The organism is Reyranella sp., assembly GCF_004296935.1.
Lineage (GTDB): Bacteria > Pseudomonadota > Alphaproteobacteria > Reyranellales > Reyranellaceae > Reyranella.
On sequence record NZ_SCVH01000170.1, the window covers coordinates 1 to 24,596 of the forward strand.

Here is a 24,596-nt window from a genome sequence, read left to right on the forward strand (position 1 = left end):
TGCGCTCGTAGAAGTCACGGCGGGCGTTGTTGCGGCTGGCGGGCGCAGCCATCCGGCTACTCGGCGGCGGCGCGCAACGGGACACGAGCCGCTGCACCCGTCCGGGCGGCGGCACGGGCGCGGCAGGCGGCGGCAAAGGCTGCGAACACCTTCATCGAGACCGGGTTTTCGAGCGCCTTGTATTCGGGGTGCCATTGCAGCGCGAGCGCGAAGCCCGGCGCATCGGGCACGCTTAGTGCCTCGACCTGGCCGTCCTCGCAGCAGGTCGCCTCGAGCCTGGCGCGCGGCGCCAGCACGTCGACGCCTTGCGCGTGGAGCGAGTTCACCTTGACGCGGCGCTCGCCCAGCAGGCGATGCAGCATGCCGCCTTCGACGACGTCGATGTCGTGCGTCGGCGCGTAGTTGACGTCCATGTCGGGCGACTTGGGCGAACGATGGTCACGACGGCCGTCGACTTCGTGCACGTGCTGGTGCAGCGAGCCGCCCAGCGCCACGTTCATTTCCTGCAGGCCACGGCAGATCGCGAACAGCGGCACGCCCCGATCGATCGTGTGCCGGATCAGCGGCAGGGTCGTGGCGTCGCGCGCCGGATCGTGCAGCGTGCCCTCGCGGCTCTGCTTGCCATAGTGGTGCGGCTCGACATTGGACGGGCTGCCGGTCAGCAACACGCCATCGAGACCGTCAAGCAAGCGATCGAGTGCCGCGATGAAGCCCGGCTCGTCATCGAACTCGGGGCCGATCGCCGGGATCAGAATCGGCAGGGCGCCGACGGCGCGGACCGCCGCCTGGACGTATTTCTCGCCCACCGTGTGATGCCAGCCGCCCCGTCCGTTTTCCTTGAGACAGGCGGAAATGCCGACGAGAGGCCGCAGAGAAGACCGATCCATATCCGTGCCGAATCCCGCAATTTGAAGGGTTTATCATCGCCAACGGCAGGTCCCTTGGCAATTGCCTCGGGAACGCTCCTGCCCGCGCCTTGTGCAGTGCAGCCCTGCATGGTACCGCCCGCGCCGCCGAACCCTGTGCCCAACCGAGTGAAAGTGCGCCATGACGACCACGCCTCCGCCCGCCAATCCGGCCGCCGACCAGCCCCAGGCCGTTGCCCCGCTCACCATGCACGGCCAGTACATCAAGGACCTGAGTTTCGAGAACCCGCGGGCGCCGCAGAGCCTGATCGAGCAGACCCAGCCGCAGCTCACGCTCAACGTCCAGGTGACCAACCGCCAGTTCGACGCCAAGACCTTCGAGGTCGCACTGACGATCGAGGCCAGCGCCCAGACTCCCGAGAAGGAGCCTCTGTTCATGCTCGAGCTGGTCTATGCCGGCACGGTCTCGCTGGGAGAGCTGCCGCAGGAGGCCTATGGGCCGCTGCTGTTCATCGAGACGCCGCGCCTGCTGTTCCCCTTCGCCCGTGCCGTCGTGGCCAACGCCACCCGCGAGGCGGGCTTCCCGCCGCTCAACATCGCGCCGGTCGATTTCGTGGCGCTCTACCGCCAGCAGCTCGAAGCCAACGGTGGCCGGATGCCGGGCGTCGCCGACGGCCCGGTCGGCCACGCCTAGCTCTTCACCGGGAGCCCGCCGTCAGGCCTTCAGCCAGAGCGGGTCGCTGAGTTTCTTCAGGAATTCGGCGTGGGCCGCGAGGTCGGCCGCGCTGACCAGATGCGGCCTGGCCGGACGCACCGGTCGGTTGTTCGGTGCTGCCGTGCCGTCGGCGGCCGTGCCCGCCATCTCCGGCGCCAAGCCAAGATCGCGCTGCCGGCCGCCGCTCAGTTCGAGATAGACCTCGGCCAGCAGCTCCGAATCGAGCAATGCGCCGTGCTTGGTACGATGGGCATTATCGATGCCGAAGCGCTCGCATAAAGCGTCGAGGCTGGCGCGCTGGCCGGGAAACTTGCGCCGCGCCATCGACACGGTGTCGATATAAGGGTTGGCGATCCGGGGCTTGCCCGCGCGTTCCAGCTCGGCGTTGAGGAAGCCCAGGTCAAACTGGGCGTTGTGGATCACGAGCTGCGCATCACCCAGGAAGGCCAGCATCTCGTCGGCTTTGTCACCGAACAGAGGCTTGTCGGACAGGAAGTCCTCGGTGAGACCGTGCACGTCCTGCGCGCCCGTCGGCATATCGCGCTCGGGGTTGAAGTAGCTGTGGAAGGTGATGCCGGTGGCCACCATGTTCACAAGCTCGAGGCAGCCCACTTCGACGATACGGTGACCCGCGAGGGGATCGAGGCCGGTGGTCTCGGTGTCGAGGACGATTTCGCGCATCCGATCTTGTAGCCAGTTGCCGCCCTATTTGCGACGGCCACGCGCGAGCTGGCCTGTGAATCGCTCGCGCCACGGGTTGGGCGGCCAGAAACGGCCGGGGCGTTGCCTGAGCCGGGCGATGGCCCCGGCCAGCGCCGCCCGCGTCGGCGCCAGTCCTAGCCCGGTCGGGATCACGATGCTGGCTTTGCGGCGCTTCAGCGCATCCGGCACCTGCTGCCGCAGGATGCCGTCGAGCTTTTCCGCCGTCATGCCGGGCCGGGCCATGACGCGACGGCGCTGCAGGAAGGCCGGTGCGCTCACCACCAGGGTGGCGTCGACGCGGCGCTCACCCAGCCCTTCGAACAGCAGCGGGATATCGAGCACGACCAGCTTCTCGCCGGCGAGGGCGGCGCGGCGCAGGAACGCCTTCTGCCGCTGGCCCACCAGGGGATGAACGATCGCCTCGAGCTGGCGCAGTGCTGCCTTGTTGCCGAAGACGCGCGCGCCCAGCGCCTGGCGGTCGAGCACCCCCGCCTTCACGACGCCGGGAAACGCCGCCTCAATGCCGGGCAGCGCCGCTCCCCCGGGCGCCTGCAGCGCATGGACCGCGGCATCGGCGTCGTACACGGGCACGCCCATCTCCCGCAGCATCTTCGCCGCGGTCGATTTGCCCATGCCGATCGAGCCGGTCAGCCCGACGATGACCATCACCGGTGACGCGACGCCGCTTCTTAGGGTACCAGCACCGTCTGGCCGGTCGTCTTGCGGCTTTCCAGGTCGATGTGCGACTGGGCGGCCTCGGCCAACGGATAGTGCTGATCGATGGCGATCTTCACCTTGCCGCTCTTGACCATCTTGAACAGCGACTTGGCCGACGCCTCGAGATCGGCGCGTGTAGCGGTGTAGGCGCCGAGGCTCGGCCGCGTGAGATAAAGCGAGCCCTTGGCGTTGAGGATGCCGACCGACTGCGGCGGCACGGTGCCCGAGGCGTTGCCGAACGAGACCAGCAAGCCGCGCGGCTGCAGGCAGTCGAGCGAGGCCGCCCAGGTATCCTTGCCGACGCCGTCGAACACGACCGGCACCTTCTTGCCCTTGGTGATCTTCATCACCTGCTCAACGACGTTCTCCTTGCTGTAGTCGATCACCCACTTGTAGCCGTTCTTCTTGGCAAGGGCTGCCTTCTCGGGCGACGACACCGTGCCGATCACCTTGTAGCCGCGCGCCTTGGCCCACTGACCGAACAACAGACCGACGCCGCCGGCGGCGGCGTGGAACAGGACGGTGTCGCCCTTCTTCAGCCACGCCTTGGCGGTGTGATCGACGAGATATTCCGTGGTCATGCCCTTCAGCATGATGGCCGCGGCCTGCTCGTCGCTCACGCCCTTGGGCACGTGCACGAGCTGGTCGACGCCCATCAGGCGCTCCTGGCAGTAGGCGCCCAGCACGCCGCAATAGGCGACGCGATCACCCTTCTTGAAGCCACGCACCTTCGGGCCGACCTCGACGATGATGCCGGCGGCCTCGCGGCCGACCGCGTTCGGCAGCGGCGTCGCATAAAGGCCCGAGCGCGTGTAGACGTCGATGAAGTTGAGGCCGATGGCGGTGTGACGAACCTTCACCTGGCCGGGGCCGGGAGCGCCGACCTCGACGTCGTGAAGCTGCATCTTCTCCGGGCCGCCGTTCTCGTACATCAGAATGGACTTGGACATCTCTCTCTCCCCTTGAAATTGGATGGCTATTCGGCGGCGCGCTTTGACTTGGCGGCCTGGTACTTCTCGATCTCGCTCGCCACCGCCGACTGCGACTGCACCGAATAAGTGTCGCGGTTGGCAGCGGCAATGTCGTAGCTCTGTTGCCTTGGCGCGTTGGCCCGGCTCTGGAAATGCGGATGGACGAAGCGTGCCATCAGCTCGTAAGAGCGCTGCGTCGCCGGCCAATCGGCCCAGTTGTGGGCAAGCAGCAGGACGGCGCCGAAGCCGCCCTCCGAGCCCTTCCACAGCCGCTCAAAATGGCGGATGCAATCGTCGGGCGTGCCGATGCAGGCGATGCCTTCCTTGGTCAGGTACTCCGCCGCATCGGTGATGCCGGGCGGCAGGATCGGGAAGGTGGCGACGTCGGTGAAATACTTGGCGAAGCGGTCGATGCCGAAGTTCACGTCCTTGAACGCCTGCTCGCGCGTCTCAGCGACATGCGCGAAGGTGACGATGCGCCACTTGGAGCGGTCCGACACCTTGCCGTTCTGGCGCGCATGCTCCTCGTAAATCTGCCAGTTGGCGGCATGTGCCTTGAGCGCATCGTCCGATGTACCGCCGATCGACAGCATACCGATGCCATGACGGCCGGACGCCACGGCGCCGACGGGCGAACGCGCGCAGGCCACGGCCATTTCCATGTTGGGCTGGCTGTAGGGCCGGAGCTGGAGCTGGGCCGCCGTCAGGTCGAACCAGTCGGTCTTCCTGGTCACCGACTTGCCGGCCATCAGCTCGACGATCACGTCGAGCGACTGGTTCATGCGGTCGCGCTGGTCCGCGGCCTTGACGCCGATCTTGGCGGCATCGTGGACCAGTGCGCCCGGGCCGACGCCGAACATGGCGCGGCCACGCGTCATGTGGTCGAGCTGGGTCATGCGCGAGGCCAGCATGAAGGGATTGTGGTAGGGCAGCGACACGACACCCGTGCCGAGGCGGATGTGCCGGGTGCGCTCGGCAGCCGCCGCGATGAACATTTCCGGCGAGGCGATGATCTCGAAGCCGCCGGAATGATGCTCGCCGATCCAGGCCTCATGATAGTTCAGCCGATCGAGATGCTGGACCAGCTCCATGTCGCGTTCGATAGCGAGCGTGGGGTTCTCGTCGAGCGCATGGAACGGCGCGAGAAAGATGCCGGTGCGCAGAAAACGGTCGGTCACGGAAAGTCCCCTTACGGGTTATGGGGTCGGTTGCGGCGGTCGAGTATAGTGGCCGGCCTTCCGCGCGCCAGCCCGACCGGGCTGGCACATCCCTGCTGACACGAGGGTCTATGCGCCGCCGCCGTTTCCTTGCCGCTGCAGCCGCCGCCGGCCTCGCCAAGCCCGCCCTCGCACGGGCGCAGGATGTGACACGGAGCACCAAGGCGGCGTACCGCCTGACGACGCTCAGCCGCGACCTGGAGCAACCTTGGGGCATGGCCTTCCTGCCCGACGGCCGCATCCTGATCACCGAGCGGCCCGGCCGCCTGCGCGTCTTCGCCGATGGCCGCCTCCAGCGCGCGCCAGTCGGAGGCGTGCCCAAGGTCTATGCCCGCGGCCAGGGCGGCCTGCTCGATGTCTGCCTGCATCCGGCCTTTGCACAGAACCGTTTGCTGTATCTGTCCTATTCGGCCGAGGGGTCCGGCGGCGCTGCGACAGTGGTGGCGCGCGCCGAACTTGCAGGTGACGGTTTGCGCAACGTGACACCGATTTTCGAGGCCCTGCCACGCGCTTCGGGCAACCTGCATTTCGGTTCGCGCATCGCCTTCGACCGCGCCGGACTGATGTATGTGACGGCGGGCGAGCGCTATCAGATGCGCCGCGCCCAGGATCTCGGCGATCTCGGCGGCAAGGTGATCCGCCTGCGCGACGACGGCTCGGTGCCCCCGGACAATCCCTTTGTCGGTCGGGCCGGCGCCCGGCCGGAGATCTTCACCTGGGGCCATCGCAACCCGCAGGGCCTGGCGATGCATCCCGTCACCGGTCGGATGTGGCTGGCCGAGCATGGCCCGCGCGGCGGCGACGAACTCAATCTCCTGGTGGCCGGCGCCAACTATGGCTGGCCGCTCGCCACCCACGGCATCGACTACAGCGGCGCCAAGATCAGCGACCACAAGAGCCTGCCGGGCATGGAAGATCCGGTGCGGGTCTGGGTGCCCTCGATCTCGCCCAGCGGTCTCTGCTTCTACACCGGCGATCGCTTTCCAGGCTGGAAGGGATCCGCCTTCACCGGCGCGCTGTCGAATGAGGCGCTGTTCCGCATCGAACTCGACCGCGAGCGCTACCGCGGCGAGGAACGGTTGCTCGTGGGCCGTCTTCCCTATATCCGCGACGTGCGCCAGGGCCCCGACGGGCTCCTCTACGTCGTCACCCACGCCGATGACGGCGGCCTGTTTCGTCTCGAACCTGCGTAGTCCTTGCCGATCATGCCTGCACCCGCGCTCATCCTCGCCTCTGCCAGTCCCTCGCGGCGCCAGCTCCTCACCAGCGCCGGCCTCGTCTTCGAGGTCGAGCCGTCAGGTGTCGACGAAGACGAGGTCAAGCGGAGCCTGCTTGGCGAGCGCGCCCGGCCACAGGACGTTGCCGAAGCGTTGGCCGAGCTCAAGGCGAAGCGCGTTTCGGCGCGGCATCCCGCGGCATTGGTGATCGGCGCCGATTCGACGCTGGCCTGCAACGGCCGCCAGTTCGACAAGCCGGCGACCTTGGCCGCTGCCCGCCAGCAGCTTCTGTCGCTCGCTGGCCAGACCCACGAACTCTGCTCGTCGGTGGTCGTGGCACGCGCCGGCGTGCGCCTGTGGCACTGCAATGAGCGGGCAAGGCTCACCATGCGGCCGCTCACCGACTCCTTCGTCGACGCCTATCTGGCCCGGGCCGGCGAGCAGGTAACGACGTCGGTCGGCGCCTACCAGCTCGAGGGCCTGGGCGCCCATCTCTTCAGCCGGGTCGACGGCGATTACTTCACCATCCTGGGCCTGCCGCTATTGCCGCTGCTGTCGTTCCTGGCGGGCCACGGCATCGGCCTGGAGCAGGCGGCATGAACGCGCCCCGGAATCCCTACCAACAGCTCGTGGCCGAAGCCGAAGGCCGGCCGTTTGCCGCCATCGTCGGCTGGCCGGTCGAGCATTCGCGCTCGCCGGCACTGCACGGCTACTGGCTGAAACAGCATCATATCGACGGCCACTATGGTCGCCTGCCGGTCGAGCCCAAGCGCGCCGCACTGGAAGAACTGGTGGCCTTCCTCAAGCGCACGCCCAATGCCCGCGGCTGCAATCTCACCCTGCCGCACAAAATCGAGATCATGCCGCTTCTGGATCGCATCGATCCGGGCGCGCAGCGGATCGGCGCGGTGAATACCGTGGTCAAGCAGGCCGACGGCGCGCTGGAAGGCCGCAACACCGACGGCTTCGGGTTTCTTGAAGCGCTCCGCTACAACGCCCCGCACTGGCGCGCCGAGGCAGGGCCCGTCGTCGTGCTGGGCGCGGGTGGCGCCGCCCGAGCCGTCGTCGCCAGTCTGGTCGACGCCGGAGTGCCCGAGTTGAGACTGGTCAACCGCACGCGGGAAACCGCGGTCGACCTGGGTGTGGCGCTCGCGCCGCGCGACGGCCGGAGGATCGTCATCGGCTCCTGGGATGAGCGGGCCGGCTTGCTCGACGGCGCGACCCTGCTGGTCAACGCCACATCGCTCGGCATGAAGGGGCAGCCGCCGCTCGACATCGATCTGGCGGGGCTCCCGCGCAGCGCCATCGTCTACGATATCGTCTATGTGCCGCTCGAAACGGCGCTGCTTGCCGAAGCGCGGGGGCGCGGCAATCGCTGCGTCGACGGACTCGGCATGCTGCTGCACCAGGGCCGGCCTGGCTTCGAGGCCTGGTTCGGCGTCAAGGTCGAGGTCAGCGCCGAGCAACGCCACGTGGCTGCCGCCGATCTCGGGGCGTGATCATGGACAGCAATCCTCCGCCCGGTTTCAAGCCGCTGTTCCGCACCAGTCCGTTCCTCGATCACAACGGGCCGTTCTTCTATCGCGAGAACGATGACGGCACTTTCGTTGTCGGGCTGCGCATCCAGCCCAAGCACGCCAACGCCCGCGGCATCGCCCACGGCGGAATACTGATGACCCTGTGCGACATCGCCTTGGGCTATCGCACGACCCGAAGCCAGACACCGTCGCCGATGCTGACGACGGCCAGCGTGAAGACCGACTTCGCCGGATCGGCCAGGATCGGCGACTGGGTCGAAGCCCATGTCGACGTGCACAAGGTGGGCGGGCGACTGGCCTTCGCCAACTGCTATCTCAAGGTCGGCGAGGAGCGCATCGTGCATGCGAGCGCGGTGTTCGCGCGCACGGGGGATCGCTCGTAAAGAGAGCACCACTCCCATGGCGCTCTCTTGAGTTCTTATCCGTTCTGAATCGTGCGGGCTTTCGGCGCTGGTTACAGCGCCTGTCGCCCGCCAGGGCGCGCGCGAGCGCGCCCTATTGATTCATCGAGCTGAAGAAGTCGTTGTTGGTCTTGGCGGTGCGCAGCTTGTCGAGCAGGAACTCGATGGCATCGACCGCGCCCATCGGCATCAGGATGCGGCGCAGCACCCACATCTTGCTGAGCGTGGCGCGATCGACCAGCAGCTCTTCCTTGCGCGTGCCCGACTTGGTGATGTCGATCGCCGGGAAGGTGCGCTTGTCGGAGACCTTGCGGTCGAGGATGATTTCCGAGTTACCGGTACCCTTGAACTCTTCGAAGATGACTTCGTCCATGCGCGAGCCGGTATCGATCAGGGCCGTGGCGATAATGGTGAGCGAGCCGCCTTCCTCGATGTTGCGCGCCGCGCCGAAGAAGCGCTTGGGGCGCTGCAGGGCGTTAGCATCGACGCCGCCGGTCAGCACCTTGCCGGAGCTGGGCACGACGGTGTTGTAGGCACGACCCAACCTCGTAATGGAATCCAGCAGGATCACCACGTCCTTCTTGTGCTCGACCAGGCGCTTGGCCTTCTCGATCACCATCTCGGCCACGGCGACGTGGCGGCTGGCCGGTTCGTCGAAGGTCGAACTCACGACCTCGCCCTTCACCGTGCGCTGCATGTCGGTCACTTCCTCGGGTCGCTCGTCGACGAGCAGCACCATGAGGAAGACCTCGGGATTGTTGGCGGTGATGGCGTGGGCGATGTTCTGCAGCAGCACCGTCTTGCCGGTGCGCGGCGGCGACACGATCAGCGCGCGCTGGCCCTTGCCGATCGGTGCGATCAGGTCGATCACGCGGGTCGAGATGTCGAGCTGCTGCTGCGGCGTTGAGCTCGCCTTCTTGGTGAGCGTGCCGGTGGTACGCTTCGAGCTGACGCGGCCCGACGAAGTGGCGCGGGCACCGCCCTCTTCTTCCTTGATGGCCGGCGCCATGACGGCGGCGCCGCCTTCCATCTCGAGCTTCAGCTTCTCGTCGGGATAGAGCGGCGTCAGGCTGTCGAAGTTGATGCGGTGACGGAGTGCTTCGGGGTCGTCGAAGTTGATCTTGTTGATCTGGACCATGGCGAAGTAGCGCTCGCCGTCCTTGGGCGCGCGGATCTCGCCTTCCACCGTGTCGCCAGTGCGCAGGCCGAAGCGGCGCACCTGGGTCGGGCTGATGTAGATGTCGTCGGCGCCGGGCAGGTAATTGGCTTCCATCGAGCGCAGGTAGCCGAAGCCGTCGGGCAGCACCTCGATGGTGCCGACGCCGAAGATGGCCTGGTCGGCCGCCGCCAGCTTCTGGAGGATGGCGAACATAAGTTCCTGGCGGCGCATCATGGCCGCGCCCTCGACACCCTGCTCCTCGGCGAAGGCGAGCAGTTCGGGGGGCTTTTTCTTTTTGAGGTCCTGGAGATTCATGGGTCTTCGTTCCGAGGTGGGAAATGACGCACGCGCTTCGGCGACCGGGGCGGTCGAACCTGCGAGAATTAAGCGCTGTGTCGTACTTGGGTGGGCCCCGTCGATCACCGCCGGGGAGGCGGCGCCAAGGGCCCTAGGTGGCGGTTATATAGGGGCGCGGCCCCGATCTGTCAAAGGGCTACCGGAGCCCGGGTCACGACTCCGCCTCGGCCAGCATCTCGGCATAGCGGAAGATCTCGGTGTGATCGGCGCCCTTGCCCAGCTTGCCGTCGGCGGCGGTCCAATAGGCCACGGCCTGCTCGAGATTCGGCATCCTGAGCTTGAGGTGTTTCGCCACGTCGCCTGCCGTGCGCAGGTCCTTGGCCATCAGCGACGTCGTGAAGCCGGCCACGAAATTGCGCGGCACGACGAACTGACGTCCCTTCACCTCGGTGGCGTTGCTCTTGCCCGTGGAGGTGTTGAAGACGTCGACCATGGTGCCGGGATCGAGGCCAAAGGCCTCGCCCACCACCAGCGCCTCGCACATGGCGACCAAGCCGGCGGCCGAGAGATAATTGTTGAGCGCCTTCAGCGTATGGCCGGCACCGGCCGGACCGCAGAGCGTGATGGTCTTGCCCATGGCGCCCAGGACAGGCCGCGCGCGCTCCAGATCGGCCGCCGCCCCGCCCACCATGATGCTGAGCGAGCCGTCGACGGCACGCTTCACACCGCCGGAGACGGGCGCGTCGAGCAGTGCCACGCCGCGGCTGGCGAGATCGCGCGCGAGCTTCTGGGTGTCCACGGGATTGGACGAACTCATATCCATGACGAGCGCGCCAGCCGCGAGGCCCTCGACGGCGGCGTCGCGGCCCTCGATCAGCGCCTGCCGCACGATCTTGCCGTCGGGCAGCATGGTGATCAGCGCGTCGGCGCCCTCGGCCGCGGCCTTGGCCGAGGCGGTGGCCAGCGCCCCGGGATGGGCGCCGACGAAATCAGATACCGCCTTCTGCGAGACGTCGAACACGCGGAGCTTGAAGCCGGCACCGGCAAGCCTGGCCGCCATCGGGCGGCCCATCATGCCGAGTCCGAGAAAGGCGATGGTGGCGGGAGGAGCGAGTGCGATCATGGGGCAGCCTCAAATGTGATGTCGTATTCATAGAGCGGGAGGCTGCGGCCGGGAATGGCATCGGACGGCGCGTTTCGCAGGAAGCGCGCGCCCATCCGCTCATAGAAGGCCGCGGCATTGGGGTCGGCCAGGATGGTCAGGGTCCTCGCGTCGACCATATAGGCCGCCTGAACCGCTGCCTTGAAGAGCGCACGTCCCACGCCCCGACCCATGAAGGGCGGGTCGATAAAAAACAGATCGAGGTCGGCAGAGGTGCCGTCCGCGATCACGCTGGCGACACCCAAGGCGCGGTCCTTGCCATCGACCGCCACCAGCATACGGCCAAGCGCGATGTCGGCCGAACTCACGCGCAGCGACGCTGCACTCCGCCGCATGAATTCAGCGTCGTAGCCCCAATGCGCCTTCGAGCGGACGCAGAGCGCGGTCAGCTTCGTCGCCTCCCCGACCTGCGCCGCTCGAATGGCCACGGTTCAGACGCCGCGTTCCTTGAAGACGTCGCGCGCCGTCTTGAAGGCGTCGAGTCCGGCCGGAATGCCGCAATAGATCGCGACCTGCAGGAAGATCTCCTTGATCTCCTCCTTGGTGAGGCCGTTGGTCAGCGCGCCGTTGACGTGGAGTTTGAGCTCCGGTCCGCGATTGAGAGCGGCCAGCATGGCGAGATTCAGCATCGAGCGCGTCTTCTTCGACAGGCCCGGCCGCGACCAGACATAGCCCCAGCAATACTCGGTGGTGACGTCCTGGAACGACATCATGAAGTCGTCGGCATTGGCCATCGAGTTGTCGACATATGCCGACCCCAGCACGGCTTTGCGCAGCTTCATGCCATCGTCGTACAGTTTTTTGTTGCGCGGGTTGGGTTTTGCTTTCTTCGCTTTGGCTTTGGCCATGGTCGTGCTCCTCCGTTCATGAAGTGACGGACGAGCATAGCGCAGGAAATTTCAGAGGACGACTTGGCGTGGCGGCGGACCGGAGCGGGCGTCGAGTCCCTTGTCGCGGGCCTGGCGGCAGAGATCGTCTATCGAGATGCCGTCGAGCTGCGCCATCATGCTGTCGCGCAGCCTCTCCCACACCGGCCATACCACCTCGTGGGCGAGCGGCGAGCCGACCGAGGGATCGCTGGGCTCGGTCTCGGCCTCGAGATTGCGTACGACGCGCACGACCTCGCCCACCGTTATTTGCGTCCGGTCGCGGCCGAGGCGATAGCCGCCCCGGGGACCGCGCTTGCCCGACAGGATACCGGCGCGGACCAAATGCTGCAGGACCTGTTCGAGATAGCGTTTGGGGATGCGCTGGCGCTCGGTGATGTCACTGCTGCGCACCGGATGCTCGCCAACGTGGAACGCCACGTCGAGCACTGCCTCAAGAGCGAACATCGTCTTTTTGCTGAGCCGCGGCATCCGGTCTTCCCTTCAGGCCCTCCGCATCAAACCCGTCATCCTGTCCCGGTTTTGGCATCTCCGGTCGCAACCCCCGTCGACCCGAAGCCTCCGGCGCCGCGCGCGGTCCGGTCCAGTTCACCGACCTCCCGCCAGATCGCCCGGGCGTGCCGGGCAATGACCAGTTGTGCAATTCGCATGCCGCGCGTGATCTTGAACGGCTCGCGGCTGAGATTGATCAGGATCACGCCCACTTCGCCACGATAGTCCGCATCGATAGTGCCGGGGGCGTTGGCCACGGTGATCCCGTTCTTTGCCGCCAGGCCCGACCGCGGCCGCACCTGGGCCTCGAAGCCCACCGGCAGCGCCAGCGAAATCCCGGTCGGGACGATTTTCCGCTCGAGCGGCCCCAGTTCGATCTCGCCGTCGATAGCGGCCAGAAGGTCGGCGCCGGCGGCGGCGGCGGTCGCATAGTCGGGCAGCGCAAGGTCCCGCCCGTGCGCCAGCCGCACCACCTCGATCTCTACACTCTCGACACCGTTCATTCGTTACTCCGCCGCTTCCGCCGATCGCGGCTGGGCCAGGTGAAGCGCAATGCGCGCGGCAAGGCGGCCGGCAACCTCGTCCTTGGCCAGCGTTGGCCACGCCTCGACGCCCTTGGCGCTGACCAGATGCACGGTGTTGCGTTCGCCGCCGAAGGTGCCGGTGGCCGGCGACACGTCGTTGGCCACGATCCAGTCGCAACCCTTGCGGCCGCGCTTGTCGATCGCGTTGGCGATCAGGTTCTCGGTCTCGGCGGCGAAGCCCACGACCAGCGCGGGACGCCGGGGGCCAGGCTTCGACAGCGTGGCCAGGATGTCCGGGTTGGGCGAAAGCTCCAGTGGCGGCGGCTGGGCGCCCGCCTTCTTCTTGATCTTGGCGCCGGCCGGCCGCGTCACTTTCCAGTCGGCGACGGCGGCGGCACAGACCGCAACATCGATCACGCCCGCGGCGAGGCAGGCAGCCAGCATCTGGTCGGCCGAGTCGACGTGGATCGTGCGCACGCCCGCCGGGTCGGCGACCGCCACGGGGCCACTCACCAGCGTGACCTCGGCCCCCAGGCGAGCGAGGGCCGCCGCGATGGCGTGGCCCTGCTTGCCCGAGGAATGATTGGAAATGTAACGGACCGGATCGATCGCCTCGCGCGTCGGACCCGACGTCACCAGCGCGCGCTTGCCTGCCAGCGGCTGCTCCGTGGCCAGCATCGCTTCAATGGCAGCGACGATCTCCTCGGGCTCCGACATGCGCCCGGGACCGTGCTCGTTGCAGGCCATGGCGCCGTCGTTGGGGCCGATGAAGGTGACGCCGCGTTTCTTCAGGGTCTCGACATTGGCGACCGTGGCGGCATGGGTCCACATGCGCACGTTCATCGCCGGTGCCGCGAGCACCGGCTTGTCGGTGGCCAGCAGCACGGTGGCGGCGAGATCGTCGGCGAGGCCGGCCGCCATGCGCGCCAGGATGTTGGCGGTGGCGGGCGCCACGACCAGCAGGTCGGCATCGCGCGAAAGCTGGATATGGCCCATCTCGCTCTCGTCGGTCAGCGAGAACATGTCGCTGTAAACGCGGTCCTCCGACAGGGCCTGCAGCGACAGCGGCGTCACGAACCTGGCGCCGGCTCCGGTGAGCACGCACCGCACCGCAGCACCACGCTCGCGCAACCGGCGGATGAGTTCGAGCGACTTGAAGGCCGCGATACCGCCCGCGACGATCAGCAGGATTCGCTTGCCGTGCAACATGCCTACTAGACTATCACAACAGGCGGCTGGCGAAAGTATAGAGCCCTGTCAGCAGCAGCGCCCAGAACACGGCCAGCCGGAACTGCTCGATCGAGAGGCGCCGGCGGATCTGCTGGCCCACCCACATGCCGGCCAGCGCCGGCACCACGGCGGCGGCCGACACGATGGCGCGCGGGCCATCGAGCAGGCCGAAATTGAGCAACGACACGGTCAGCGTGAGCGACGTGGCGCACAGCACGACGCCCAGGCTCTGCACCAGCTCGGACGGCTTGATGTCGAGGCCCTGCAGGTAGGGCATCAACGGGATGATCGGCACGCCGACAAGGCCCGCCACAAAGCCCGAGACGACGCCGATCACCGGCGCCAGGGGCTTTTCCAGATCGGCGTGAATGTGCAGGCGGATGCGCAGCAGTCCTAACCCGCTGTAGACGATCAACACGGCCGCCAGCACGAGGAACGCCCAGTTCGGGCCCTTCTGGCCGACCAGCCACATGGTGAGATAAAGCGCGATCATCAGCGGCACGATGAGCGGCCACTGGCGTCGCAGGATGACCCAGAACCGGCCGCCGATCGCCGCCTGCCAGACGTTGGTGAAGATGGTGGGAAGCGCGATCAGGGCGATCGCTTCCGTCAACGGCAGGACCAGCGACGTGAGCGCGATGGTGATGGTCGGCAGTCCCAGCCCGACCAACCCCTTGACCGTACCGGCGAGCAGAAACACCGCGAGCCCGAAGGCGATCTCCGCCGTTGTCATTGCCTAGTGCCACCACGCCGCGGCAGTGGCCACGATGGCCGCAATCAGGGCCAGCACGGCCACGACCTCGGCGAACCCGAAGCGCGGCCAGAGGCGGCCCGAAACCGGCAACGGCAGTGCCGCGGCGCGTTCGGCGATACGACGCTCGCGCTCGACCACGAGATGCAGGCTGTCGATCAGACGCGGCAGGCGCCGGACCGCCTGGGCGATATCCTCGACCGCGCGGCCGACGGTGGCACGCGGGCCGAAATGGGTGCGCATCCACTCCTCGATCAAGGGCCGCGCCAGTTCCCAGATGTTGACCTTGGGGTTGAGCTTGGTGCCCATGCCCTCGGCCATCAGCATCGTCTTTTGCAGCAGCAGCAGCTGCGGCTGCACCGCCATCTCGAACTGCTCGGTGACGCGCAGCAGCTGGGCGAGCAGGCGCGCGATCGAAATGTCGTGGCTGGGCTTGCCGAAGATCGGCTCGCCGATCGACCGGCAGGCCTGGGCGAACATCTCCAGCGACTGGTCGGGCGGGACGTAGCCGGCGCGAAACTGGACCTCGGCCACGGCGCGATAGTCGCGGCGCAGGAAGGCCACCAGCAGCTCGGCGAGGTAGCCGCGTGTGTCCTCGTCGATCCGCCCCATGATGCCGAAATCGACCGGCACGATGCGGCCCTCGCGGTCGACGAAAGCGTTGCCGCCGTGCATGTCGGCGTGGAAGAAGCCGTCGCGGAACACCTGGTAGAAGAACGCCTCGGCGCAGATCTTCATGACCACGTCCGGATCGTGTCCCGCCGCCACGATGGCGTCGCGGTCGCCGATCGGAATGCCGTCGATCCGCTCCAGGGTCAGCACGCGCTGGGCGGTGCGGTCCCAGTCGATGGCGGGGGCGCGATAGCCCGGGTCGTCGACGAAATTCAGGCCCAGCTCCTCGGCCGCGGCGGCCTCCATGCGCAGGTCCATCTCGACCCGCACCACGTCGGCGAATGCCCGCACCGAATCGACCGGCTTTAGCCGGCGAAACCGCGGCTGCGTACGCTCGACCAGTTCGGCCATCCAGTAGAAGAGGTCGAGATCGCGTTCGAAGGCTTTTTCGATACCCGGCCGCAGCACCTTCACCGCGACATCGCGGCCGTCGGTGGTGACGGCAAAATGCACCTGGGCGATCGAGGCGGCGGCGACCGGCTCGTCATCGAAGCTCGTGAACAACGCGTCGATCGGCTGGCCGAGCTCGCTTTCGATGGTGCGCCGGGCCTCGGCGCCGGAAAAGGCCGGCAGGTGATCCTGCAGCCGGGCAAGGTCGGCCGCGACGCCTTCGCTCAGGAGGTCGGCACGGGTCGACAGCGCCTGGCCGAGCTTGATGAAGGACGGCCCCATCTCCTGCAGCGCCGCCGCCAGCCGTTCGCCCGGCCGGCGCGGATCGCGGCGGCGGGCAAACAGCCGTGCCCAGGCAATCAGCGCCGGCGCGATGCCCAGCGTTTCCAGCGGAAACAGCGCGTCGTGGCGGGCAAAGCTCACCGCCATGCGCAGCAGGCGCCAGCTGTTGCGAAGGGCACGCAGCATCTAGATGCGCCAGGCGCTGTGCAGCGCCACGACGCCCAGCGTCATGTCCCGCCAGGCAACGTTGGCGAACCCGGCCTCGCGCAGGCGCCGGGCGAGTTCGCGCTGCGGCGGGAAGCGGCGGATGCTCTCGTGCAGATAGCGGTAGGACTCGGCGTCCTTGGCCACGAGCTTGCCGAAGAACGGCAGCGCCCGCTCCGAATAGGCATCGTAGAGGCGGCCAAGCGGCGCCGACGTCACCTTGCTGAACTCCAGGCAATAGAAGCGGCCGCCCGGCTTCAGCACGCGGTGCGCCTCGCCGAGCGCCTTGTCGATGTCGGTGACGTTGCGCAGGCCAAAGGCGATCGTGTAGCCGTCGAACGACCGGTCAGGGAACGGCAGGGTCTCTGCATCGCCCGTCGTCCATGTGAGGCCGCTCAGAAGCCCGCGGTCGACGGCCCGGTCGCGGCCGACCGCCAGCATGGCCGGATTGATGTCGCAGACGGTGACGTCCGGCCGTTCACCCTGGCGGGCCAGCAGGCGGAAGGCGATGTCGCCGGTGCCGCCCGCCACATCGAGGAATTTCTCGCCCGGGCGGGGGTTTGCGACATCGACCAGGGCGTTCTTCCAGAGCCGGTGGACGCCGCCCGACATCAGGTCGTTCATCAGGTCGTAGCGCGGGGCCACGCTCTCGAACACCTGGCGCACCATGCCGGCCTTCTCGGCCGCCGGGACGTCCTTGAAGCCGAAGGACGCCTGCGCCGGCGGGGCTGGCGCGCTAGGATCGGGCGGGTTTGTCATCGGACAGGTTTGTCATGGGCCGCAACCTAGAGGAATCGCCATGCTGCTGAAAGACCGGGTGATCCTGATCACCAATGTCGAGAAGTTCGCAGGCCACGGCACCACGCACGTGGCGCTGGCGCAGGGCGCCACGGTGCTGGCCCACGATCCCACCTTCGAGGCCCCCAGCGCACGGCGCCGCTACGAAACCCAGTTCCACGGCGCCCATGCGCTCTCGGCCACCGACCCCGCCACGATGGTCGAGCTGGCGCTGAAACGCCACGGACACATCGACGCGCTGGTCAACAACGACGCCTACCCGGCGCTGCGCGCGCCGCTGGGCGAAGCCCGCCTGGAAGACTATCGCGCCGCCCTCGAATCCATGGCGGTGGCGCCGTTCCACATGGCCCAGCTCGTGGTCCCGTCGATGCGCAAGCGCAAGTCCGGACGCATCGTGTTCGTCTCGTCGGCAGCACCGCTGCGCGGCATCGCCAACTACGCGCCCTACGTCTCGGCGCGGGCGGCGGCCAATGGCCTCGTCTCCTCGCTGGCCAAGGAGCTCGGCCGCGACGGCATCACGGTGAATGCGGTGGGCTCGAACTACGTCGAGAACCCCGACTACTTCCCGCCGGCGCTGCTCGCCAACCGCGAGGCAATGGCCAAGATGACCGCCCAGATCCCGCTCGGCCGGCTCGGCAAGTCCGACGAGCTGGGCGCGGCCGTGTGCTTCCTGTGCTCCGACGGCGCGGGCTTCATCACCGGCCACGTCCTGCCGCATGCCGGAGGGTGGGCGTGACCGCGGGCCCAACTTTGCAAAAAGGGCCCAACTTCGCCGACGGAAATCTGGCTTTCGAACCGCCGGAAAGCCAACAAATTCAATCTTTCCAGGGCCTCCCCGGGCCCACCTGAAACGTGGGAGTGTTGGGCCCGAAGTTGGGCCCGACTCCGGGATAAGCTTTATTCCATGGGCTTTTCTCGCGTTTCGCGAAAACTTTGGTCGCACTGCCCCGGCGCACCCTGTGCCCAGGATGTCGTTAAGTGTCTGTTCTGGCGTCGTTATTTGGCGCCGAGTTGAGACGGGGTCGTTCTTGGGACTGTCCACGGGTCAGGACCCGCGGCGGCTGCACCAGGCCATGAGGCGAACCCGCGGCCCCTCTTGCGGACTCCAGAGGGCGCGGGCAGGTCGTGCCGGAAAGGAAAAAGCCCGGCGCAGTCCAGGCGCCAGCCTATCGAAACCATAGGCATAAACTTGCTGAATTTGCAACTCTCTTTGCGCCGGTCTGGTATGCAGCCATGACAGACGACCCTGCCCGCCGCGCCAGCGGCACCGAAGGCTACGGCGAAACCGCCGACGTGCTGGTGAAGCAGTACGAGGGCCTGGCCTTCGCCGACGTCCACCGCGACACGCTGCCCCTGATGCCCGCAACGCCGGGCCGGGTCCTCGACATCGGCGCCGGCACCGGCCGCGATGCCGCTGCCCTCGCGGCCCTCGGCCACCGCGTCGTGGCGGTCGAGCCGACGGCAGAACTGCGGGCCCACGGCCAGCGCCTGCATCCGGCGACCGCGATCGAGTGGATCGACGATTCCCTGCCCGACCTCGACAGGGTCCATGCGCTACTCGAAGGGGGCGGCCGGCGTTTCGATCTCGTGCTGCTGACGGCGGTGTGGATGCACCTCGACGCGGGCCAGCGCACGCGCGCCATGGACCGCGTCGCGCCCCTGCTCGCGCCGGGCGGACTGATGACCCTGCTGCTGCGCCACGGCCCGGTGCCGGCCGGCCGCCGCATGTTCGACGTCTCCGCCGCCGAGACCCGCGACCTCGCGGGCCGCCACGGGCTGCTCGCGATTCACGACAGCGAGCGGCCCGCCCTGCTGGGCGGCAGCGCCGTGTGGTGGAGTGTGCTGGCCTTTCGGGCGCCGGCCTAGAACGCTGCCGGGAGGGCGTCCGTGGCGGGATGCCGTCGAGGCCGGGATTTGCTATAATTGAGCACCCTTGGAGAGAGCCATGCCCGACACCGTCGCCACCCCTCAGGATGCGGCCGAGACCGCTGCCGAACGGCGCGCCCATCTCGACCAGGCGCTCGCCAGCACGCGACTCGAGGGTCACGTCCCCACGCCCGAATTCCTCTCGGACTGCGAGGATTACATCGCCGGACGAATCGCGCGCGAAGAGATTCTGGCGCGGGAGGTCGAGCGCGTTCTCGGCACCAAACGCGCTGCCGATGCCGCCTGATTCCCAGGATCCGTACACCTATCCCGACTCGACCGTCCTTCGAAACAAGTTCGGCACACGCAGCGCCAACAAGCTGGCCCGGCTGGAATATGCCGCAACGGCCGCGCGCCTCGACGAAATGCGCCGATGGCCGCCGCTTGGTCATTTCGATCTCGAAGAGCTGAAACGACTCCACGGCCATATCTTTCAGGACGTCTACGACTGGGCGGGATCGATCCGCAGCGTCGACATAGCCAAGGCCGGGCAGATGTTCTGCCGGCCGGGCTTTCTCGTGAACGAAGGCAAGCGTCTGGCCGAGGCGCTGGCTACGGAGAAACTCCTGCGCGGCCTCGACCGAACGGCTGTCGTCGACCGGCTCGCCGAGCACTACGGCGACTGGAACGCCCTGCACCCCTTCCGCGACGGCAACGGCCGGGCCACGCGCGAGTTCTTTCGCCAACTCGCGAAGCAAGCGGGCTATGAGTTCGACCTGACGAAGATCGAGCGAAGCGCATGGAACGAGGCCTCCGCCCGCAGCTTCAAGGGCGACACCAGGCCCCTACGCGACGTGCTTGCGGCGGCCGTTCGGCCGGACCGATCGACCTGAACTGCTTCCCACCCTGCACCGTGCGCTCGACATGGGCCGTTCTGACTTGCTGCAGTAAGTAGGAACTACGCCTGCCCAGACCCCTTCCGCGGTTGTGCTAATGTTGGAGACATGGAGGATCGGGCAGGTAAACGCTGGAGTAGCGGCTTCGGGGCCCTCCTCCTCGTTGTGGCCACTGTCCCGGAATGGCTTCTTTCTGTCGGAGCCAGAGGACTAAAAGCGCTCGGTCTGCTTACTGCAGCGGACAGCATTGGAATCGTGGTGGGTTGGATGACCAGCCACGAATTGTTGGTGCAGATTGCCGCGTATATTGGGGCCGCCGTCGCGATCTCTTACGCGATGTTTGGTCCTTGGTGGCGGAGATTCAAATTGGAACCGTCGCACTTGATATGGGTAGGCTTGATCGGAACGATTTGCTCCGTGCTGATCCTTACGGCAGGGATTGTCTGGCAAGCTCGCCAACAGGTCGTCGCCGGAGTTCCCCCTGCCCTCAGCGGTCCGGCAGCCGCTGCGCCGCCGAAAGTCTACTTTTCCTACGACATCGAAAGGCAGTTGCGCGCAATCGATCAGCTTAGGGATTTGGTTGGCCCCCAAGCGCGCGCTTTGAGCGACGAAGGACGAGGCATCTATACGAAGATCGACAGCGGAGTGCAGCTGGGGACTTTGGAGGGCTCAACCGCTGCAGTACTTACGGACTACGCGGCGCGAGTTGAAGCTCTGCTAAAGCAGATGCAGGCACTAGCCGGGAAATACTCCGGCTATGAGTTTATTCGAGAGTTCGAGAATTTTAACGCCTTCAATCCCTTTGAGGTGGTCTCCAGTGCGCGCAATGTTGCTGCTGCCCTTCAGAGGGGGCCGGCTGGTATGGCAGGGATACGAGACAATCAGTATTTCGTGGCATTCGGTCGCTCGACGATTCAGCTTGGTAACTGGTCGGGCGACTGGGCAAACAAGCTAGATGCACTCCGCAAGGAAGTGTTGGCGCTTCCGGTAACTCCTAGCGCGCCCTCGCCGCTTGATCGCCATTCTGCAGAACCCCCAAAAGCCAAGGACTACTTTCCAGCCGAGAAGCAAAGGCTTAGCCAACTGCTGGCCGAAACGTCGGAGCGCCTTAACAAGGAGGGTTTGGATGCTGTGCAAGCTCCTTGGATAAGGCATGTGTGGACTGATCGAACCAATCTCCAGATAGACGAGCTAATCTCGCAGATTGAAGGGACACGTGAGCTTGTAACCAAGCTGCAGACGGATATTTGGGACAAGACTGTTCTGCAAAACCAAAAGTATCGCGATGAACTGTTGGAAGTCGTCGGGCTGCAAAGTGGGGATACACCTCTTAACAATTTCCAGGGCGCGATGGGGCATTTCCTGACAAACGTAAGAACGTACAAGGAGCGGCGGGAGAAGTTGGCCGATGAAGATCGGTACTGGACAGCCAACATGATCCTGAACCGAGAAATACAGGACGCTGTAATGCCCGCCGCAAATGCTTTCCACGCATGGATCACAACATGCAATCAAAAGATTGATGCGCAACGTGCCATTCTCAAATGAGAACGGATTAGCGTCCGGTTACTCCAAGATCAGCCGAAGCTCCTTTGCTCCGATAGCTGCATACTTGGGCCTTTGACCCCTCCGTCGGCCTAGGAGGCCGACACCTCCCCAGCGTGGCTGGGGAGGAGAAGAACGGATGCCCTAGCCGAACGCCTCTTCCCAGCTCCCGCGCGTCGACGCCTTGGAGTATTCGGTCGAGCGGTTCTCGAAGAAGTTGGTGTGCTCGATGGCGTTCAGCATCTGGTCCATCCACGGCAGCGGGTTCTTGGCGTCGCTGCGGTAGATCGGCTGCAGGGTGAGCTGCTGCAGGCGGCGGTCGGCGATGAAGCGGATGTAGCGCTTCACGTCGGTCGCGGTCATGCCCTCCATGCCGCCCATCTCGAAGGCGAGATCGATGAAGGCGTCCTCGTGGTCGACGATGGTCGAGCAGGCGATGTAGAGCTCGCGCTGCAGCGCCTCGGTCCAGACTTCCGGGTTCTCCTGGATGAAGGTGCGGAACAGCCGGATGATCGAATTGCAGTGCAGCGTCTCGTCACGCACCGACCATGTCACGATCTGGCCCATGCCCTTCATCTTGTTGAAGCGCGGGAAGTTCATCAGCATGGCGAAGCTGGCGAAGAGCTGCAGGCCCTCGGTGAAGGCGCCGAACACGGCCAGCGTCTTGGCGATGTCGGCCTTCGAGTCGACGTTGAACTCCTGCATGTAGTCGTACTTGTCCTTCATCTCCTTGACGGTGAGGAAGACCGAGTATTCCGTTTCCGGCATGCCGATGGTGTCGAGCAGGTGGCTGTAGGCGGCGATGTGGACGGTCTCCATGGAGGAGAAGGCGGCCAGCATCATCTGCACTTCGGTGGGTTTGAAGACCCGCGAATAGTGCTTCATGTAGCAGTTGTTCACCTCGACGTCGGCCTGGGTGAAGAAGCGGAAGATCTGCGTCAGCAGATTGCGCTCGGTATCCGTGAGCTTGTTGCGCCAGTCCTTGACGTCGTCGGCCAGCGGCACTTCCTCGGGCAGCCAGTGGATGCGCTGCTGCGTCAGCCAGGCGTCGTAGGCCCACGGATAATGGAACGGCTTGTAGATCGGCTTGGCGTCGAGAAGGGACATGGGGATGGACCGATCAAACGGATGTGAAGCGAAAGGTTCCCCGTCGCGTCCGGCAGGCTGTACCGGTCGCGGCGGGGACTGCTCAGGTTACTGGCAGCTAAGGCACTCTTCGTAGTCGTTGGTCTGGGAGATCTTGTTGCCGACGAACGGCAGCGGCGCATCGGCGCCCTCCTCCCGCGTCGGCACGCCCATGGCGTGGTCGCCCAGCTGGTCGGCCATGGCATCGCCCGAGACCGCCTCGGCGCGCTGGATGGAGAGCGAGCGGCAGTAGTAGAGGCTCTTCACGCCGCGCTTCCAGGCCATCATGTGGATCTGGTGCAGGTCGCGCTTATGGACGTCAGCCGGCAGGAAGATGTTGAGCGACTGACTCTGGCAGATGTAGGGCGTGCGGTCGGCGGCGTGCTCGACCAGCCAGCGCTGGTCGATCTCGAAGGCGGTCTTGAACACCGCCTTCTCGTGGTCGTCGAGGCAGTCCAGATCCTTCACCGAACCCTGGCTGGTGGTGATGGTGGTCCAGGTGTCCTCGTCGTTGCGGCCCTTCTGCTCGAGCACCTTCTCGAGGTACGGGTTGCGCACCACGAACGAGCCCGAGAGGGTCTTGTGGTTATAGACGTTGGCCGCCGACGGCTCGATGCCGGGCGAGGCGCCGCCGCAGATGATCGAGATCGACGCGGTGGGCGCGATCGCGAGCTTGTTGGAGAAGCGGTCCTCGAAGCCGAAGTCGGCGGCGTCGGGGCAGGCGCCGCGTTCCTTGCCGAGCGATCTGGAGGCGTCGTCGCACTGGCCGCGGATGTGCTTGAACATCTTCTTGTTCCACACCTTGGCCATCACCGATTCGAGCGGGATGCCGTTGGCCTGCAGGAACGAGTGGAAGCCCATGACGCCGAGACCGACCGAACGCTCGCGCATGGCGGCATAGGTGGCGCGGGCGAAGTCGGAGCCGGCGGTGTCGATGAAGCTCTGCAGCACGTTGTCGAGGAAGCGCATCACGTCCTCGATGAAGGTCGGATGCTCGTGCCACTCGAGATAGGTCTCGAGATTGAGCGAGGAGAGGCAGCACACCGCGGTGCGCTGCTTGCCGTGATGGTCGATGCCGGTCGGCAGCGTGATCTCGCTGCACAGGTTCGAGGTCTTGACCTCGAGGCCGGCCAGCTTGTGATGCTCGGGCCGGGCATTGTTCACGTGATCGACGAACACCAGGTAGGGCTCGCCGGTCTCGATGCGCGCCGTCAGGATGCGGATCCAGAGCGCACGGGCCGAGATCTTGCGCTGGACCGCGCCGTCCTTGGGGCTGACCAGCGCCCACTCCTCGTCGTTCTCGACCGCGCGCATGAAGGCGTCGGAGATGAGAAGGCCGTGGTGGAGGTTGAGCGCCTTGCGGTTGGGGTCGCCACCGGTCGGGCGGCGGATTTCGATGAATTCCTCGATCTCGGGATGGTTGACCGGCAGGTAGCAGGCGGCCGACCCGCGGCGCAGCGAGCCCTGGCTGATGGCGAGCGTGAGCGAGTCCATCACGCGGATGAACGGCACCACGCCCGAGGTCTTGCCGTTCATGCCGACCTTCTCGCCGATCGACCGGAGATTGCCCCAGTAGGAGCCGATGCCGCCGCCCCGGGCCGCCAGCCACACGTTCTCGTTCCACAGACCGACGATGCCTTCGAGCGAATCGTTGGCCTCGTTCAGGAAGCAGGAGATCGGCAGGCCGCGGCTGGTGCCGCCGTTGCTGAGCACGGGCGTGGCCGGCATGAACCAGAGATTGCTGATGTAGTCGTAAATCCGCTGGGCGTGGCCGTCGTCGTCGGCATAGGCCGCCGCCACGCGGGCAAACATGTCCTGATAGCTTTCGCCGGGCAGGAGATAACGGTCGGTGAGAGTGGCCTTGCCGAAGATGGTCAGGCGGGCGTCCCGTGAGGAGTCGGTAACAACCCGTGCACCGCTGCGAACTTGAACAACATCAAACACTTGTGGCCCCCATTTTCTTTTTGTCCAC

Annotated in this window: 27 protein-coding genes; 10 read left to right on the forward strand and 17 right to left on the reverse strand. The window is 66.3% G+C overall.

Annotation, left to right across the window (positions count from 1 at the left end):
- Window positions 1-56: 56 nt before the first annotated feature.
- Complete coding sequence (locus tag EPO55_RS25850) at window positions 57-887, reverse strand: gamma-glutamyl-gamma-aminobutyrate hydrolase family protein (protein ID WP_296340474.1); 831 nt, start codon at window positions 885-887, stop codon at window positions 57-59.
- Between the two features lie 160 nt (window positions 888-1,047).
- Here EPO55_RS25850 and secB point away from each other — a divergent pair, with 160 nt between their 5' ends.
- Window positions 1,048-1,560: a protein-export chaperone SecB gene (secB, locus tag EPO55_RS25855; protein WP_296340476.1), complete on the forward strand. Its 513-nt coding sequence runs from the start codon at window positions 1,048-1,050 to the stop codon at window positions 1,558-1,560.
- 21 nt (window positions 1,561-1,581) lie between these two features.
- Here secB and dnaQ read toward each other — a convergent pair whose 3' ends face one another.
- The 4 genes from dnaQ to EPO55_RS25875 are packed head-to-tail and all read right to left on the reverse strand — an operon-like array spanning window position 1,582 to window position 5,149.
- Window positions 1,582-2,262 carry a DNA polymerase III subunit epsilon gene (gene dnaQ, locus EPO55_RS25860; protein ID WP_296340478.1) on the reverse strand — a complete coding sequence of 227 codons (681 nt, stop codon included), beginning with the start codon at window positions 2,260-2,262 and terminating at the stop codon, window positions 1,582-1,584.
- A 24-nt stretch (window positions 2,263-2,286) separates the two neighbouring features.
- Window positions 2,287-2,949, reverse strand: coding sequence for a dephospho-CoA kinase (coaE, locus tag EPO55_RS25865; protein WP_296340535.1), 663 nt, complete (start codon window positions 2,947-2,949; stop codon window positions 2,287-2,289).
- A gap of 23 nt (window positions 2,950-2,972) precedes the next feature.
- On the reverse strand, window positions 2,973-3,950 hold the full coding sequence (locus EPO55_RS25870; protein ID WP_296340480.1) for a quinone oxidoreductase: 978 nt from the start codon (window positions 3,948-3,950) through the stop codon (window positions 2,973-2,975).
- Window positions 3,951-3,976: 26 nt separating this feature from the next.
- The gene (locus EPO55_RS25875) at window positions 3,977-5,149 is read right to left on the reverse strand and encodes an LLM class flavin-dependent oxidoreductase (protein ID WP_296340481.1); all 1,173 of its coding nucleotides are present in this window, start codon (window positions 5,147-5,149) and stop codon (window positions 3,977-3,979) included.
- Between the two features lie 110 nt (window positions 5,150-5,259).
- Between EPO55_RS25875 and EPO55_RS25880 the strand changes: the two genes are divergently transcribed.
- Genes EPO55_RS25880 through EPO55_RS25895 form a run of 4 tightly spaced genes read left to right on the forward strand, consistent with a single transcriptional unit; the run spans window position 5,260 to window position 8,326 of the window.
- On the forward strand, window positions 5,260-6,381 hold the full coding sequence (locus EPO55_RS25880; RefSeq protein WP_296340484.1) for a PQQ-dependent sugar dehydrogenase: 1,122 nt from the start codon (window positions 5,260-5,262) through the stop codon (window positions 6,379-6,381).
- A gap of 12 nt (window positions 6,382-6,393) precedes the next feature.
- On the forward strand, window positions 6,394-7,005 hold the full coding sequence (locus EPO55_RS25885) for a Maf family protein (protein ID WP_296340485.1): 612 nt from the start codon (window positions 6,394-6,396) through the stop codon (window positions 7,003-7,005).
- Complete coding sequence (locus tag EPO55_RS25890; protein ID WP_296340487.1) at window positions 7,002-7,904, forward strand: shikimate dehydrogenase; 903 nt, start codon at window positions 7,002-7,004, stop codon at window positions 7,902-7,904. Before EPO55_RS25885 ends, EPO55_RS25890 begins: the two co-directional genes overlap by 4 nt.
- Before the next feature lie 2 nt (window positions 7,905-7,906).
- A complete protein-coding gene (locus tag EPO55_RS25895) occupies window positions 7,907-8,326 on the forward strand; it encodes a PaaI family thioesterase (protein WP_296340489.1) in 420 nt (139 codons plus the stop codon).
- A 112-nt stretch (window positions 8,327-8,438) separates the two neighbouring features.
- Here EPO55_RS25895 and rho read toward each other — a convergent pair whose 3' ends face one another.
- From rho to ubiE, 10 genes are all read right to left on the reverse strand, one after another.
- Window positions 8,439-9,818: a transcription termination factor Rho gene (rho, locus tag EPO55_RS25900; RefSeq protein WP_296340491.1), complete on the reverse strand. Its 1,380-nt coding sequence runs from the start codon at window positions 9,816-9,818 to the stop codon at window positions 8,439-8,441.
- Between the two features lie 193 nt (window positions 9,819-10,011).
- On the reverse strand, window positions 10,012-10,923 hold the full coding sequence (locus tag EPO55_RS25905; protein ID WP_296340492.1) for an NAD(P)-dependent oxidoreductase: 912 nt from the start codon (window positions 10,921-10,923) through the stop codon (window positions 10,012-10,014).
- Window positions 10,920-11,390: a GNAT family N-acetyltransferase gene (locus EPO55_RS25910; protein ID WP_296340494.1), complete on the reverse strand. Its 471-nt coding sequence runs from the start codon at window positions 11,388-11,390 to the stop codon at window positions 10,920-10,922. Before EPO55_RS25910 ends, EPO55_RS25905 begins: the two co-directional genes overlap by 4 nt.
- 3 nt (window positions 11,391-11,393) lie before the next feature.
- Window positions 11,394-11,810, reverse strand: coding sequence for a carboxymuconolactone decarboxylase family protein (locus EPO55_RS25915; RefSeq protein ID WP_296340496.1), 417 nt, complete (start codon window positions 11,808-11,810; stop codon window positions 11,394-11,396).
- 51 nt (window positions 11,811-11,861) lie between these two features.
- Complete coding sequence (locus tag EPO55_RS25920) at window positions 11,862-12,320, reverse strand: Rrf2 family transcriptional regulator (RefSeq protein WP_296340499.1); 459 nt, start codon at window positions 12,318-12,320, stop codon at window positions 11,862-11,864.
- A gap of 35 nt (window positions 12,321-12,355) precedes the next feature.
- A complete protein-coding gene (gene dut, locus EPO55_RS25925; RefSeq protein WP_296340500.1) occupies window positions 12,356-12,844 on the reverse strand; it encodes a dUTP diphosphatase in 489 nt (162 codons plus the stop codon).
- Between the two features lie 3 nt (window positions 12,845-12,847).
- Window positions 12,848-14,074 carry a bifunctional phosphopantothenoylcysteine decarboxylase/phosphopantothenate--cysteine ligase CoaBC gene (gene coaBC / locus EPO55_RS25930; RefSeq protein WP_296340502.1) on the reverse strand — a complete coding sequence of 409 codons (1,227 nt, stop codon included), beginning with the start codon at window positions 14,072-14,074 and terminating at the stop codon, window positions 12,848-12,850.
- A gap of 13 nt (window positions 14,075-14,087) precedes the next feature.
- Complete coding sequence (locus EPO55_RS25935; protein WP_296340504.1) at window positions 14,088-14,828, reverse strand: sulfite exporter TauE/SafE family protein; 741 nt, start codon at window positions 14,826-14,828, stop codon at window positions 14,088-14,090.
- Between the two features lie 3 nt (window positions 14,829-14,831).
- Window positions 14,832-16,376, reverse strand: a complete 1,545-nt coding sequence (gene ubiB / locus EPO55_RS25940; protein ID WP_296340506.1) for a 2-polyprenylphenol 6-hydroxylase — start codon at window positions 16,374-16,376, stop codon at window positions 14,832-14,834.
- The gene (ubiE, locus tag EPO55_RS25945; RefSeq protein ID WP_296340509.1) at window positions 16,377-17,153 is read right to left on the reverse strand and encodes a bifunctional demethylmenaquinone methyltransferase/2-methoxy-6-polyprenyl-1,4-benzoquinol methylase UbiE; all 777 of its coding nucleotides are present in this window, start codon (window positions 17,151-17,153) and stop codon (window positions 16,377-16,379) included. It lies immediately after the preceding gene.
- A 40-nt stretch (window positions 17,154-17,193) separates the two neighbouring features.
- Between ubiE and EPO55_RS25950 the strand changes: the two genes are divergently transcribed.
- The 5 genes from EPO55_RS25950 (at window position 17,194) to EPO55_RS25970 (ending at window position 21,502) form a co-directional block, all read left to right on the forward strand.
- A complete protein-coding gene (locus EPO55_RS25950; RefSeq protein ID WP_296340510.1) occupies window positions 17,194-17,928 on the forward strand; it encodes an SDR family oxidoreductase in 735 nt (244 codons plus the stop codon).
- Window positions 17,929-18,425: 497 nt separating this feature from the next.
- Window positions 18,426-19,058, forward strand: coding sequence for a class I SAM-dependent methyltransferase (locus EPO55_RS25955; protein WP_296340511.1), 633 nt, complete (start codon window positions 18,426-18,428; stop codon window positions 19,056-19,058).
- Window positions 19,059-19,137: 79 nt separating this feature from the next.
- Entirely contained in the window at window positions 19,138-19,365 is a 228-nt protein-coding gene (locus EPO55_RS25960; protein ID WP_296340514.1) for a hypothetical protein, read from the forward strand.
- A complete protein-coding gene (locus tag EPO55_RS25965) occupies window positions 19,355-19,951 on the forward strand; it encodes a Fic family protein (RefSeq protein ID WP_296340515.1) in 597 nt (198 codons plus the stop codon). Before EPO55_RS25960 ends, EPO55_RS25965 begins: the two co-directional genes overlap by 11 nt.
- A gap of 270 nt (window positions 19,952-20,221) precedes the next feature.
- On the forward strand, window positions 20,222-21,502 hold the full coding sequence (locus EPO55_RS25970; protein WP_296340518.1) for a hypothetical protein: 1,281 nt from the start codon (window positions 20,222-20,224) through the stop codon (window positions 21,500-21,502).
- 141 nt (window positions 21,503-21,643) lie between these two features.
- On the opposite strand, the gene EPO55_RS25975 is transcribed toward EPO55_RS25970, so the two are convergent.
- Both EPO55_RS25975 and EPO55_RS25980 read right to left on the reverse strand, forming a co-directional pair.
- Window positions 21,644-22,606, reverse strand: a complete 963-nt coding sequence (locus EPO55_RS25975; protein ID WP_296340520.1) for a ribonucleotide-diphosphate reductase subunit beta — start codon at window positions 22,604-22,606, stop codon at window positions 21,644-21,646.
- An 87-nt stretch (window positions 22,607-22,693) separates the two neighbouring features.
- Complete coding sequence (locus EPO55_RS25980; protein ID WP_296340522.1) at window positions 22,694-24,568, reverse strand: ribonucleoside-diphosphate reductase subunit alpha; 1,875 nt, start codon at window positions 24,566-24,568, stop codon at window positions 22,694-22,696.
- Between the last annotated feature and the right edge of the window lie 28 nt (window positions 24,569-24,596).